The organism is Paenibacillus sp. J22R56, from assembly GCF_056269375.1.
In genome coordinates, this window is record NZ_JBWDNV010000014.1 from 13444 (window position 1) to 27203 (window position 13760).

Consider the following 13760-nt stretch of genomic DNA (forward strand, 5'->3'; position numbering starts at 1 on the left):
TATTACTTGGAATCCAGTAGCTTGATAATAACGGTTACTGCCTCAGCTCTTGTTGCCGTCCCTTCCGGAACGAAACGATTGTTCAAACGACCTTGGATAAGGCCTTTATCCGCTACTGCTTTCACTGCACCTCTTGCCCACACAGGAATCTCTTCGTTATCAGAGAAGCTTGTCTCGGCATTCGCCGTTAAAGCAAGCTTCATGGCCTTAGCGATCATGACGACCATTTCAGCGCGGCTGATCCGGCTGCCCGGTTTGAAGGTTCCATCAGGATAACCACTAATAATGCCCGCCTGAACTGCCTGTGACACCGCAGTTTTCGACCATGAACCAATAGCAGATGAGTCTGTAAAAGCAAGGTCTGCCCCTGCCCCTTCTAATTTCAATGCCCTCATCAGCATGACGATAAACTCCTCACGTGTAACAGTGAGCTCAGGTTTAAAGGTGCCATCGCTATAACCGTTAACAATGCCGGCAGATACCGCTTTGTTAATGGATGCTGCCGCCCAATGTCCTGAGGTATCGGAGAATAGAACAGGAGGCTCATCATCATCTACTGCAAATACTGCAAATTTCGTGAAATGATCCGTTGTTACGGAGATCTGGCTTCCGCTTACCGTGCCGCCCATCTCCATCCATTGTTTCTTGGATTCATCATAATAGAATACCGACGGCTTCTTCCCTTCCTTCACAAGCGATACATCAAACTTGAAGGTCAATGTAACTGGAACGAGGAAGTTACCAGCCTTATTCTTCACGACTTCAAAGATCGACGACAGAAGGACATCATCTGCCTGTATTAAGCCGCCTGTCTGCGCTAACTTCTGAATGGTAATAAGCAGCTGCTCACTTGTTGCCCCGCTTGGTACCTGGAGAGTGATACTGTTGTCATAGACACTCAGCTGCCCAGAGCCACCAGCCGGAACGGTAAGTTCATTGCTATTCGAAGAGTCAGAACCTCCACTTGATCCCGAACCGGATGAGCTTGTCTTAAATATGCCGGTTAGACCAGCATTCTCATTGCCCTTATCATCAAAGGCTTTGACCGTATAGGTATACGATGTATTCGCATAAAGCCCCTTAGCCGTATAGCTTGTGACTGAGGATGCAACTTTGGTAATCGGCGTCCCTTCCGAGCCTTGGTAAATCGCATACCCTGCCACTCGAGTAGAATCTGTTGCTTGCGGCCAGCTTAGCTTAATACTTTCCTTGGTTTGCTCATCTGAGGAGAGCACGGCATTTGCCGGCCATACAGGAGGAGCTGGGTCATCCATCACGATATCTTGGGCTCCAACGGTTTCGAACCAATCTTTGATTGTATTAAAATCATTCGAGAATGCCAATGACAAGAGCAGCATAACACGGGCATGTTGAGGATTAAGGTTATCCCCTGCTATGACGCCGTTACTTCCACCACTCATCGTTCCCGATCCCGTCCTTGTTGTCGTGACGAAGACAACACCTTTCTGAATGGCTGCACTTCGCGCTTGGCTCATCTTTGCAGATATACCTCCTGCTCCCGTGCCGGCGGTTACGATCCCTTTCGCACCGTCTTCTACCAGAGCACGAATGGCGCCGCCGCCCGCTTCCTGATAACTGTACGCAATCTCGACAATTGGAAGCTTGTCCTTCGATATCGTGCGCAGATCAAACGGCGTAGCCCATTCTGGTGTGCCTGCCTTAAGCGCTCTGGCATTCAACCGGTAGATTCGGACAGCCGGGTCATCCACATACCCAAGCGCACCAAACATTGGAGTATCAAACGTATCCAGGCGATGCGCGTTCGATTTGGTCACTTCACGCGCTGCCTGGATGACATCGTTGAGCATAAGAACTGTGCCGAACCATTTTGTCTTATTACTTGCCGCTACTTTAATCGATTGATAAAGATTTGCTGGTCCATCTGTACCAATGACATCCCATGGTCTCATCGCACCAGTTACAACAACCGGCTTCTCACTGCGAACAGTCAGATCAAGGAAATAAACGATTTCCTCCATTGTATCTGTGCCCGTCGTCACTACAACGCCGTCATAAACATCAAGTGCTTGGTCGACAGCCAATGACAGATCATAAAGATCTTTCATCGAGTAGCTGCCAGAGCCTTTGTTACCGAATTGAAAGGTCGATACATCAGCACTCTTATGCGTAGGAAGCTGAGCGACCATATCTGCCATTTTATACGTGCCGGCCGCGTAGTTCTGAAAGTTTGTCTTATCGCCGCGTGATGCTGCTCCAGCTATCGTACCTCCAGTAGCCACTACCATAATATTCGGCAGTGGAGAAGCTATGGATTCCGCCGACAACGCAGGTATATCAAATGTCGGCAGCTGCGGAGGAACCTCTTCAGCAGCTCGCGCATAACCCATGAATCCCGAGAGAAGAGCTAGCATCAATAATGGTGCAAGAAATCTGCGCAATGTGCGATTGTTACTTATGACCGTCATAACCGGATACCCTCCCTTCGTATACTATTCCTGTTTACTTAACCCCAACAGGCTCTTCTACTGGAGTTGTTTCAACCGGTGCTGAGCTTTCCGGCTCAGGTGTTGGTTCCGCAGAAGGTTCAACAGTAGGCTCCACAGAAGGAGTCGGTACTTCAACCTCAACGACCGGCTCTTCAACGACAGATTCTTCTTCGATTGAAGTTGTCAAAACTGTATTTTCGTCGACAGAAATTTCAACATCCCCTGTACCAAATGATTGGAACCAGGAATGGATTGTAGGCAAATCACTTGTAAAGGCCAATGAAAGAAGAAGCAGCATACGCGCATGCGCAGCGTTGAGGTTATCTCCACCAATAGTATTGCTTGTACCACTGTCATACATCGTTCCGGAGCCTGTACGGGTTGTTGTCACGAAGACAACACCTTGTTGAATGGCAGCTGAGCGAGCTTGGCTCATTTTGGAAGAGATACCTCCAGCTCCCGTGCCTGCCGTAACGATACCCTTCGCACCATCTTCTACAAATCCACGGATTGCACCGCCACCCGCTTCTTGGTAGCTGTAAGCAATTTCGACAATTGGAAGGTTGTCCTTCGCGATCGTCTTCAGATCAAACGGTGTTGACCATGCTTCTGTACCGGCTTTAATCGCTCTTGCAGGAGCACGGTAAATACGGACAGCCGGGTCATCCACATACCCAAGCGCACCAAACATCGGTGCATCAAACGTATCTAAACGATGAGCATTTGTTTTGGTCACTTCACGCGCTGCATAAATGACATCATTCAGCATCAGAACGGTTCCAAACCATTTAGTTTTGTTGCTGCTTGCTACTTTAATCGCTTGATACAGGTTAGCAGGAGCATCTGTACCGATAACATCCCAAGGCCTCATCGCCCCCGTTACGACAACAGGTTTTTCGCTGCGTACGGTTAGATCAAGGAAATAAGCAATCTCCTCCATCGTATCCGTCCCCGTTGTAACCACTACACTATCATAGGTAGCAAGAGCCGTATCTACTGCCAAAGAGAGATCGTATAAGTCCTTTATCGAATAGCTGCCTGAGCCTTTATTGCCAAATTGGAAAGTAGAGACGTCTGCTGTTTTATGTAATGGCAATTGAGCGACCATATCAGCCATGGTATACGTGCCGGCTGCGTAGTTCTGGAAATTGGTTTTATCGCCGTCTCTTGCAGCGCCTGCAATCGTTCCCCCTGTCGCGACAACGAGTACATTAGGCTTCTCGGATGCTACAAATTCAGCAGAAACCGGTGGAATGTTAAATGTAGGAAGCGGCACAGGTTCGGCAGCATTTGCCAAATTTCTCGAAACAACAACCGTTCCTGTAATCATCGACAGCAAAAGAAGTAGTGCAACAAACCTCTTACCTAACGCACTCTTGACAATGTTCGTCATTTTTTTATCTTCCTCCCTATTCTATCTATCTTTTTTCAACAATTTCAGTCTATTTCATGTCACATATATTAACAAATTTAGAAACAACCCGGTAAAGCGTTAACATCAGTTTTTATCTGAGTTTAGCTTCGTTTTCCTTCCATTATTAATGAAATCTAGTATATTTGTTTGTTATATAAACTAACATTGATTTAACATAAATAGAACATAAGTATCGTGTGCGAAGGAGCAAGGCATCGTTTAGGTACAAAAAGTACATTTACTTAAATTTCTTTTGTGACCATAAAAAAAGTGAAACCTAAGTCCTAAACTATCGTATAATTAACTACGGCTTTCCATGCGTAGAGAGGTGTGTGCCTTTTTCATGCTCCAAGATATTGTTGACTTCCTAATGAAATTTGGCCCCTGGGGTTTGTTTGTTCATTCCATGATTGATGCAATCATCTTTCCAATACCGGCTTTATTCCTCCAGGTTCCACTAAGTCTAGTAAATCCGTCAGATGCGTTTTTACTGGCTACCGTAGGATATATCGGTTGTTTGATAGGCACCCCTATCGGCTATTTAATCGGCAAACTTCTGGGCAATTCCATCCTATACAAAATACTTAAAAAAGAATGGATCGAAGCTGCTACAACCATGTTCAAGAAAAACGGAGATACAGCCGTATTGATCGGTTCATTTACACCAATTCCGTTTAAAGTATTCACAATCTTATCTGGTGCTCTGAATTTCCCGCTATGGCGCCTTCTTATGTACGCAGCGGTAGGCAGAGCGGCTAAATTTTATTTAGTTGGTGCACTCATTTACTTTTACGGTCAAGCCGCTGAAAACATGGTCCATAACGTATCCCTATATTTATTCGCCATCGCGGTTCCGCTGATCGCCTTGTTCCTATTCTTCCGGAAGAAGCGCCGCAAGAAAAAGGCCGCTAAAGCAGCGGCAGCAGAAGCCGCAGAAGCAAGTGCTGCTGAACAAAACATCCAGGAGCATACTGCAGCCTCAGAGGCTTCAGCCACTGTAGAAGAAAGTACAGTAGTCGTCGATGCAGGCATCTCCACAAATAGTTCAGTAAGTCACACATAGTGGACATATAACAAGCCCCTTCCATAATCGGAAGGGGCTTTTATGTACCCTGTAGAAAATAAAAACGCCCATCTAAAACATCACGAGACGTTTTAGATGGGCGTGCTTCGCCGTTATATATAACTATTATAGGCCGTATTGTGCGATTTTCACAAGGTTGGTTGCGCCGGCTTTACCTGTTGGCGTACCTGCTGTAATGACAACATAGTCGCCTTTTTCCAAGAGGCCTGTGCTTCCGCCATTCGTTAAAGCTGATTCAAAAATATCGTCTGTCGAGTTAGGTCTGCCGCCTTTAACCGGAATAACTCCCCACATGATTGCGAGGCGAGGCAGTACTTTTTCATCAGAAGCAACGGCAATGATTGGCGATTTCGGACGGTATTTCGATACCATACGAGCTGTAAAGCCACTCTCTGTTGGCGTTACGATAGCTTTCGCATCAAGCTCAAGGGAGGAGCTTACTACCGCTTGGCTGATCACTTCCGTAATTGTCGTTGGCTGTGCGTTTCTGCGTTGTTGGAAGCCTTCAAAATAATCAAGCATGGATTCTGCCTTCACCGCAATCGAAGCCATCATGCTAACCGATTGTACGGGATATTTGCCGGCAGCTGTTTCACCAGACAACATAATAGCATCGGTTCCTTGAAGAACAGCGTTCGCTACGTCACTAACTTCCGCACGGGATGGACGAGGGTTAATTTGCATCGAATCCAGCATTTGCGTTGCAACGACAACAACTTTGCCGGCAGCATTACATTTTGTAATCATCTCGCGCTGAATCATCGGTACATCCCAAGCTGGAACCTCTACACCAAGGTCGCCGCGGGCAACCATAATGCCGTCAGATGCTTCAATGATGGAATCCAGATTATTAACGCCTTCTTCATTCTCGATCTTCGAAATAATTTGAATATGACCTGCGCCACTCTCACGAAGCAATTCGCGGATCTGCAAAATATCTTCCGCTCTTCTTACGAAGGAAGGAGCGATAATATCAATTTTCTGCTCAATACCAAAGAGGATATGACGGATATCACGCTCAGTTACGCCTGGCAGTGTCGTGCGGATACCTGGCAGGTTAACGCCTTTTCTCGCTTTAATAACGCCGCCGTTCAGAATCGTACACTCGATCTCTGTCCCGTTAACCGCTGCAACTTCCATTTCGATCAAGCCGTCATCCAGCAAAATTTTGTTGCCAGGGTTTACAACTTGAGGCAGTTCCGCATAATTCACATGAATACGCTCGCCATTACCGATAATTTCTTCCGTCGTCAGAGTCAGCTTCTCACCAACCTTCAGCAGGTACGAAGCTTCCTCCAGTTTGCCGATCCGAACCTCTGGACCTTTAATATCAAGCAGGATAGCGACAACACTGTTAGTAGCAGCTGCAGCTTCCCGAATTTTTGCAATACGTCCCGCATGATCTTCAAGCTCGCCGTGAGCCATATTCAATCGTGCAACATTCATTCCTGCATCAATCATGTCGATTAATACTTCTTTCGATTCACATGCTGGTCCCATGGTACAAACAATTTTCGTCTTGCGCATAATGTCTTATTCCTCCTGGTTGTACGAGTCTGATGAACATTGATAACCATATTGTAGCTCGTTTCTTCCCAACAGACTATGAATTATAGTACTCTTATAGAAACATAGTACGATAAAGAAAGGAGGAACTTGGAACAATGCTGCGCCTGACACAGGTGAGACAAGATCGAGGAAGCGAATGGTTCGATGACGGCAATCGGCCGGAAGGCGCGTGCACACTCATATTGGTGAGCTATGGCAAAGTGGTTTACTGGATTGAGCATGAAAAAGTTATTTTGGAGAAAGGTGATTTCTTATTCATTCCTGCCAGCCAATCGTATTATGGCAAATGTGTGCCAACTGTGTTTCATGAAAAATACGTCATTGAATTTACGGTAACCGATTCTCCACTCCCCATTCTGCAAAGCAGTCATTATATGAAATCACGAATTGGCGCTTACGAACTGATTCTTGAACGGATAAAAACGATGCATAACGAATGGACAGAGAAGCATCTGTATGCGGATATACTTGGTCTTGCTATTCTGTATGAATGTCTAGCGCTTTGGAACCGGGAGCTGGATGAAGGACCTGCTACTTCCGCCGCCCATCAGCAGGTAGAACGAATGAAGAACTTTATTATGAATTACTACCCGCAGAAAATTACAAAAGAAGAGCTTGGCGAGCATATTCACAAGTCCCCCAATTATGCGGCTACATTGTTTCGCCGGGTAACCGGACAAACGATTAGTGAATACGTGCATAAGGCCAGGGTTAAGAAGGCCATATATCTGCTGATTGACTCGACACTTACTGTAGGGGAAATTGCAGAATCTGTAGGTTACCGCGACCTCTCCTACTTCCAGCGAATTTTCAAACGCGAGACCGGGAAAATCCCAACCGCCTATATGAAGGATCGGCCAACACCAATCCCTTAACATCTCACAGGGCAGTAGTGGAAAATAGAGCGAAACCGCAACATTCGAGTCTGTTTTTTCGTTTAGCTTATGCTTTCGAAGCAATGAATCATCACACTGGCCTGAATTCATGGCTATTTGGGTGGTCATTCATTTTAGGAGGAATAAGATAGAACTAATCTGGTTTTCTGAAATGGAGGGAAGCTCATGCTGCGTCAATTGAGTATACTTACCGTTCTTCTGCTTCTTAGCGGCTGTTTTGGACTAGGTGGGAACGACACTTCATTGTCTCCTGTACCGGATCCATCACCAACGACCTCACCGTCGGTTGAGCCTTCTGCTTCACCAGAACCTAGCCCTTCAGCCCCTTATGCGGCTACTGCTGAAGAGGCTGCCAAAGCAATCATGACCGCATTACAACAGCAAGATTTAGCAGCACTCACATCCTACATTCATCCAGAAAAAGGGCTGCTATTTTCCCCTTATGCTCATATCGAGACGGACAATGCGATTACGTTCCACTCTGGCGAACTTCCAGCTTTTGAGGACCCGAAAGTGTATGAATGGGGAAGCTTTGACGGTTCAGGCGAGCCAATATCCTTAAGCTTCAGTGATTACTACAAAAAGTTCATTTATGATCAAAACTTTGCGGAGGCTGAAGCTATTGGTCATAATAAAGTGCTTGGTCAAGGGAATACGCTGGTCAATATCCAGGATGTTTTCCAAGGCAGCACCTTCTTCGATTATCACTTCAGCGGATTTGATCCCGAGTATAGCGGAATGGATTGGGAAAGCCTCATACTCGTGCTGGAACAGCAAGACGGAGCTTGGTATATACGCGCGATTGTGCATTCCCAATGGACCATATAACAGCAAGTGGCGCTCTGATTGTCATCCCGACAATAAGAGCGCCCTTTTTGCGTACATTACTATTCACCTGAAACTTTAACGGATTGGAATAATTCTACGAATCGTTCCGGTGTGACCGGTGGACTAAACAGATAGCCCTGCATCAAATCGCAGTTGTGTTCCTTAATAATTTGCAGCTCCTCGGCCGTCTCCACACCCTCCGTAACAACCATCATATTCAGGTTATGGGCGATAACGATAATTGATTTGAATATCATCTGCTTCCGTATATCGGTTACGATGCCGCGGATAAATGATTTATCCAGCTTTAAATAATGAATGGGGATGTTCTGCAAGTAACTGAGTGAGGAGTACCCCGTGCCAAAGTCATCCAACGATAATTGCAAACCAAGCTCTTGAAGCTCATGCAAAATTCGAAGGGTATGCTCCGGATTTTCCATAAATATTGATTCGGTTAATTCCAGCTCGATTTGCTCCGGTCGAACGCCTTCCTCCGTAATAATCGATTGGATACTTTGAACAATGTTCTTCTGTTGGAACTGCATCATCGACATATTTACACTGACCAGGATAGAATCTAGCCCCATCAGCTCCCACTGCTTAACCTGCTGGCAAGCCGTCCGCAGCACCCATTCTCCCAGCAAAATAATAAAGCCTGTCTTCTCCGCTATCGGAATAAATTCAAGAGGAGATACCATGCCAAACTCCGGATGCTTCCAGCGAAGCAGCGCCTCAACACCATGAATACGACCAGTTCCGATCTCAAGCTTTGGCTGATAATGAAGCATAAATTGGTTGCTCTCCAGCGCCTCGAACATACTGTTCTCTAATATGAGTTCCTTCGTTGGTACGTTATTCATCAGCGGTGAGTACAGCTTATACGTATTCCGCTGCTTCTTCGCCACATACAGGGCAATATCGGATTCCTTCACAAGCCGATCACCTGTTTCTGGCGTCCATTCCTGCTCTACGCTCATACCGATGCTGGCCGTCAGATAGAAGAGCCGCCCATTCATCTTAATCGGCTCTGCAATTACACTCAAAATCTGCGCCGCTATAGCTGTAGCTTGTCCCGCGCTGCTAATCTCATCAAGCAGTACAACATATTCATCACCGCCAAAACGATAGACTTGACCGGACTCTCCAGTAACCTCAACAATCCGGTTCCCGACTTGCTTTAGCAGCAAATCCCCCATCGTATAGTCCAACGTTTCGTTAATAATCTTGAAACGATCTAAATCGATATAGAGCAGTGCAACATGCTTATCACTATTTATCTTCATCTCTATGTACCGCGTATAGCCATAACGATTAGGGAACCCGGTTACCAAATCATGTGTAGCCTGATGCTGGATCAAATGCTCCGCTTCCTTACGGAAATCCACCATCCGGTTAAAATGATTAGCCATCGTCTCAAACTCATCATTCGTCCGAATATCCAGCTTCTGCTTCTCATTGCCAATCGCAACGGCAGAGGTAACCTGGATAACCTTCTTAATATTTTCGAGTACGATCTTTTTCAGAAGCAGCAGCGCAAGTAAAGACATTAATATAAGGGTAATGGCAGCGATAATAATAGAGTTCCAAAGTGATGTATAATACTCTGTTAACATGTTATTTTTCGGAATGGCCATCTCAAAATGCCAGGTAAAGTCTTGAATTGGGATCGGGATAATCATCCGCAGCATTTGCCCTTTTATATGACGATCGGAGGTGTATTGTATCGTTGCAAAATTCTTTTTATAATCGCTGATGGAGCCGCCGTTCTCCCACATCTGGTAAGGCTTCATAACAAGATCCGGGTAAGCGCCGTTTGCCAAGTAATAGTCATTTGAGGTGATAATACTTGCATGGCCATTCAATGGACGGATGTTGCGAATCTTCTCCTGCACGGTTTGCAGTGAAATGTCACCACCAACAATACCAAGAAACTGCCCGTTCTCATCCATTATTGGAAGGATAAAAGAGGTTACGATTATCTCCTTTCCGTTCAGATCGTATGGATAGGGATCCAGCAGCGTAAACTTCTTCGATTGCTTAGCGACTTGATAATAGTCCCCTTTATCGTTCAACTCACTATAGTCAACGGAAGGAATCGTAATTAGACCATCATTCGTACGTACTACATAGGGAATAAATCGGCCTGTGACATCATCGTAACTGCTCGTCAGTTGATGGCTGGCATCCTCGTTATCGAAGGAATTTGGTTCCCATATCGTATAGGCACCTATTAAATCAGGATTATTGCGTACAACCGCTTCCAGCAAATGCACGGCATAGGGACGATTTTGTACCGAATCCATACGCATTTGCAGCAGCCCATCTCTTACCATTGTCAGCGAGGATAAACTTCTATTAATGGATTGAGTAATTTCGTCGATATATTGGATAGATTGTTTTTGCGCAAGCAGCTCGCCTTTCTGCAGGCTAGCGTCATAGAGCTTGGTAAGATAGACAGAAACAACTAAAGAATAAGACAACAGCATAAGAACTCCCAATGCAGTAATCAGTTTCTGTGCGATGCTGAGCCTTAATTTCTTCAAATCTATCCTCCTCCGCCTCTAGACCTATCTTTCGTTTTTCCCAGTTTATGATATGGTTCTAGTATACTTGACAAAATAAGATAAATTCAACGGAAAACTAGCAATTATTATTACAATATAATCATTTTTTCGACAGGATAATGTCGGATTTTGTAACTTTGTACCTGGTCAAAAAGAAAGAGGCAGTTGAAGCGCATTTATGCCTCCAACTGCCTCTTTTCTTTATTCAGCCCTGCTTCACATCACGCTGCGGCTCTGGCTGCGCTCCACTCTTATGATGCATACGTTGAAGCTTATGAAGCTCCTCACGAAGCTGCTCAGCTGTTTTGCCTTCTGTGGCAATGCCGTTTTCTTTGGCCTTCTCACGCAAATGCTCCAAGAGCTTCGCTTTATGCTCAGCCTTGAAAGCTTCCCATTTCGCTTTATCTTTCAGCTTCGCAGCCTCGAGCTCTGTCTTGAGCTGCTCAGCCGTCTTGCCTTCTGTCTTAATTCCGAAATAATCCGCCATATAACGGAGCTTCTCAAGTCTATGCGCCTCTCTATCCTTGCCGTGCAGGCCATGATGATGACCATGCTCCTCTACACGCTTATCCTGCGCAGCATCCTCCGGCTGAGCCGCATAGACTGGAGCCGCAAGCAGCAGCATCGTTGCTGTTAATGTGCTAATGATCCATTTTCTGTTCATGCTTTGCCACACCTTCCTAATCAAAATTCGTGATGCCTACTGGATTATTTTTCCCAAGCATACGATTGATTAGACATGGCCATGTCGCTTTACTAATTATTCTGTCGATTCTTGATGTTCGAGTTTAAGAAGTTCCTCGAGCACCATCTCCTTGGAGAAATGCTCACCAATAAAAACAGCAACATCATTCACGTCACCCTGCGGAGTAATCCGAATAAAGTCGGTTTCCCGATAGGCATATTGGAACAAGAACCGGCTTGCCGTATCCGAGAAGGAAACAATCCCTTTTGCACGATACACATTGTCCGGCAGCTGCTTGAGAAACGCCTCAAATTTCTCGCTGTCCACCGCCCCATTCATATAATGAGTCATCACCATAACATGCTCATGGGTATGATGATGACCATCATCATGACTATGTTCATGCTCCTTTTGACCACCGGATGATGTTAATATAACGTCTTCCGCTGTGCCTTCCAGAGCTGCCCAATCATCCACCTTACAGCGGATTGTAGGGATCATAGGAGCTACTGTGTTCATTTCTCTTAGCAGCTGCTGCGCCTCTACCAGCTCGTCCGGCTCCAGCTTATCGATTTTATTAAGCAACAGCTTTGTTGCACATTTTATTTGCTCGCGCATCAGCTTAAACGTTTTGCCTTTTCCACTACGGTTACGATGCAGCAGCTCTGGGCCATCTACTACCGTAATAACGGCTTTCAGCTCGATCTTGCAGTATAGAGCAGCTTCCGTTACGCCATCCATAATCTCCATTGGGTTGGCAGCCCCTGTAGATTCAATAACAATTACATCAGGGTTATGTTCATCGATAAGAGTTTTGATCTCCAGGCTCAGATCGCTTCGAATCGTGCAGCAGATGCAGCCGCTCAGCATTTCCGACATCGGAACATCATCGTCGACCATTTGTCCGTCCAAATTGATATCGCCTAATTCATTCATAATTACGGCTGTCTTAAGCCCTCGCGCCTTCCAGTTGTCCAGCAGTCCGGTAAGCAATGTCGTTTTGCCGCTGCCAAGAAAGCCAGACAGCAAATAAATAGGTACTATGGAGTCATTCATATTTGTTGTTCCCTTTCATCTTCCGTTATTCCCTTCATTATAGCGCTCTCGCAGTGCCTGCAACAATGTTTCTTGTAAGAGGATGTATCGTTCCAACGCTGTTTATAATAACGAAGAGCCATAGACATATCTTACATGACATGTTAGGATGTTAGGAGTTAACCGCTATTACAAATCCTAGAAGGGAGCTTCACAATGAGCAATCAAATGATTCAAATTGGCATCGTAGGTTACGGCAATCTTGGAAAAGGTGTACATAAAGCCATTGCGCAAAACAGCGACATGGAGCTGGTTGCTATCTTCACTCGGAGGGAGCCTTCTGATCTGGCAGCAAGCACGGAAGGTGTTCGTTTCGAATCCATCTCCAATGCCGAGTCCTATAAAGGTAAAATCGACGTTATGATTTTGTGTGGAGGATCAGCAACCGACCTTCCTGAACAAACCCCATTCCTTGCGAGTATGTTCAATACCGTTGATAGCTTCGATACCCATGCTAAAATTCCAGAGTTCTTCGAGGTCGTTAATAAAGCAGCTTCAAGCAATGGCAACCTGAGCGTTATTTCCACTGGCTGGGATCCAGGCCTGTTCTCACTGAACCGTCTGCTTGCTGAAGCAATCCTGCCGGAAGGCAAAGATTATACGTTCTGGGGCAAAGGTGTCAGCCAAGGCCACTCGGATGCGATCCGCCGTGTACCAGGCGTAAAAGGCGGCGTGCAATATACGGTCCCTGTTCAAAACGTGATTGACCGTATCCGTTCGGGTGAAACACCTGAATTTACGACACGTGAGAAGCATCTGCGTGAATGTTACGTCGTTGCGGAGGAAGGCGCTGACCAAGAGCAAATTCGCCAAACGATTGTAAATATGCCGAACTATTTCTCTGATTATGATACAACTGTTACTTTCATTACCGAAGAGCAATTGAAATCCGAGCATCAAGGCATGCCTCACGGCGGCTTCGTCATTCGCAGCGGCATAACGGGTGAAGGTACAAAGCAGCTGATTGAATTCGGACTTAAGCTGGAGAGCAATCCTGAATTTACGGCAAGCGTACTAGTTGCTTACGCAAGAGGGGCACAACGCCTGAGCGCAAGCGGCCAATCCGGTGCCAAAACGGTCTTCGATATTCCGTTTGGTCTGCTGTCGCCAAAATCAGCTGAAGAGCTGCGTCGCGAGCTTCTGTAGGGACGAGCGAC

Annotated in this window: 10 protein-coding genes; 4 read left to right on the plus strand and 6 right to left on the minus strand. The window is 45.9% G+C overall.

What is annotated here, in order from left to right:
* Positions 1-2: 2 nt before the first annotated feature.
* Positions 3-2447, minus strand: a complete 2445-nt coding sequence (locus tag AC0YNT_RS27945) for an asparaginase domain-containing protein (protein ID WP_475807569.1) — start codon at positions 2445-2447, stop codon at positions 3-5.
* Positions 2448-2481: 34 nt separating this feature from the next.
* Positions 2482-3861 carry an asparaginase gene (locus tag AC0YNT_RS27950; RefSeq protein WP_475807570.1) on the minus strand — a complete coding sequence of 460 codons (1380 nt, stop codon included), beginning with the start codon at positions 3859-3861 and terminating at the stop codon, positions 2482-2484.
* Between the two features lie 364 nt (positions 3862-4225).
* Here AC0YNT_RS27950 and AC0YNT_RS27955 point away from each other — a divergent pair, with 364 nt between their 5' ends.
* Positions 4226-4945 carry a YqaA family protein gene (locus AC0YNT_RS27955; protein ID WP_475807571.1) on the plus strand — a complete coding sequence of 240 codons (720 nt, stop codon included), beginning with the start codon at positions 4226-4228 and terminating at the stop codon, positions 4943-4945.
* A 126-nt stretch (positions 4946-5071) separates the two neighbouring features.
* Here the strand turns inward: AC0YNT_RS27955 and pyk are convergent, their stop codons facing one another.
* Positions 5072-6493 (minus strand): pyruvate kinase, encoded by a 1422-nt coding sequence (gene pyk, locus AC0YNT_RS27960; protein ID WP_475807572.1) that lies wholly within the window; start codon positions 6491-6493, stop codon positions 5072-5074.
* 137 nt (positions 6494-6630) lie between these two features.
* On the opposite strand from pyk, the gene AC0YNT_RS27965 reads away from it, so the two are divergent.
* Complete coding sequence (locus tag AC0YNT_RS27965) at positions 6631-7410, plus strand: helix-turn-helix transcriptional regulator (protein WP_475807573.1); 780 nt, start codon at positions 6631-6633, stop codon at positions 7408-7410.
* A 186-nt stretch (positions 7411-7596) separates the two neighbouring features.
* Positions 7597-8259 carry a hypothetical protein gene (locus AC0YNT_RS27970; protein WP_475807574.1) on the plus strand — a complete coding sequence of 221 codons (663 nt, stop codon included), beginning with the start codon at positions 7597-7599 and terminating at the stop codon, positions 8257-8259.
* 59 nt (positions 8260-8318) lie between these two features.
* Here the strand turns inward: AC0YNT_RS27970 and AC0YNT_RS27975 are convergent, their stop codons facing one another.
* From AC0YNT_RS27975 to AC0YNT_RS27985, 3 genes are all read right to left on the minus strand, one after another.
* Positions 8319-10802, minus strand: coding sequence for an EAL domain-containing protein (locus AC0YNT_RS27975; protein WP_475807575.1), 2484 nt, complete (start codon positions 10800-10802; stop codon positions 8319-8321).
* A gap of 226 nt (positions 10803-11028) precedes the next feature.
* Entirely contained in the window at positions 11029-11487 is a 459-nt protein-coding gene (locus AC0YNT_RS27980; protein ID WP_475807576.1) for a hypothetical protein, read from the minus strand.
* A 96-nt stretch (positions 11488-11583) separates the two neighbouring features.
* The gene (locus AC0YNT_RS27985) at positions 11584-12564 is read right to left on the minus strand and encodes a CobW family GTP-binding protein (RefSeq protein WP_475807577.1); all 981 of its coding nucleotides are present in this window, start codon (positions 12562-12564) and stop codon (positions 11584-11586) included.
* 195 nt (positions 12565-12759) lie between these two features.
* Here AC0YNT_RS27985 and AC0YNT_RS27990 point away from each other — a divergent pair, with 195 nt between their 5' ends.
* Positions 12760-13749 carry a diaminopimelate dehydrogenase gene (locus AC0YNT_RS27990; protein WP_475807578.1) on the plus strand — a complete coding sequence of 330 codons (990 nt, stop codon included), beginning with the start codon at positions 12760-12762 and terminating at the stop codon, positions 13747-13749.
* Positions 13750-13760 lie beyond the last annotated feature (11 nt).

Bases quoted from the DNA above. Each gene is read 5' to 3' on its own strand.
- AC0YNT_RS27945 (WP_475807569.1), bottom strand. From the start codon at position 2,447: ATGACGGTCATAAGTAACAATCGCACATTGCGCAGATTTCTTGCACCA.
- AC0YNT_RS27950 (WP_475807570.1), bottom strand. From the start codon at position 3,861: ATGACGAACATTGTCAAGAGTGCGTTAGGTAAGAGGTTTGTTGCACTA.
- AC0YNT_RS27955 (WP_475807571.1), top strand. From the start codon at position 4,226: ATGCTCCAAGATATTGTTGACTTCCTAATGAAATTTGGCCCCTGGGGT.
- pyk (WP_475807572.1), bottom strand. From the start codon at position 6,493: ATGCGCAAGACGAAAATTGTTTGTACCATGGGACCAGCATGTGAATCG.
- AC0YNT_RS27965 (WP_475807573.1), top strand. From the start codon at position 6,631: ATGCTGCGCCTGACACAGGTGAGACAAGATCGAGGAAGCGAATGGTTC.
- AC0YNT_RS27970 (WP_475807574.1), top strand. From the start codon at position 7,597: ATGCTGCGTCAATTGAGTATACTTACCGTTCTTCTGCTTCTTAGCGGC.
- AC0YNT_RS27980 (WP_475807576.1), bottom strand. From the start codon at position 11,487: ATGAACAGAAAATGGATCATTAGCACATTAACAGCAACGATGCTGCTG.
- AC0YNT_RS27985 (WP_475807577.1), bottom strand. From the start codon at position 12,564: ATGAATGACTCCATAGTACCTATTTATTTGCTGTCTGGCTTTCTTGGC.
- AC0YNT_RS27990 (WP_475807578.1), top strand. From the start codon at position 12,760: ATGAGCAATCAAATGATTCAAATTGGCATCGTAGGTTACGGCAATCTT.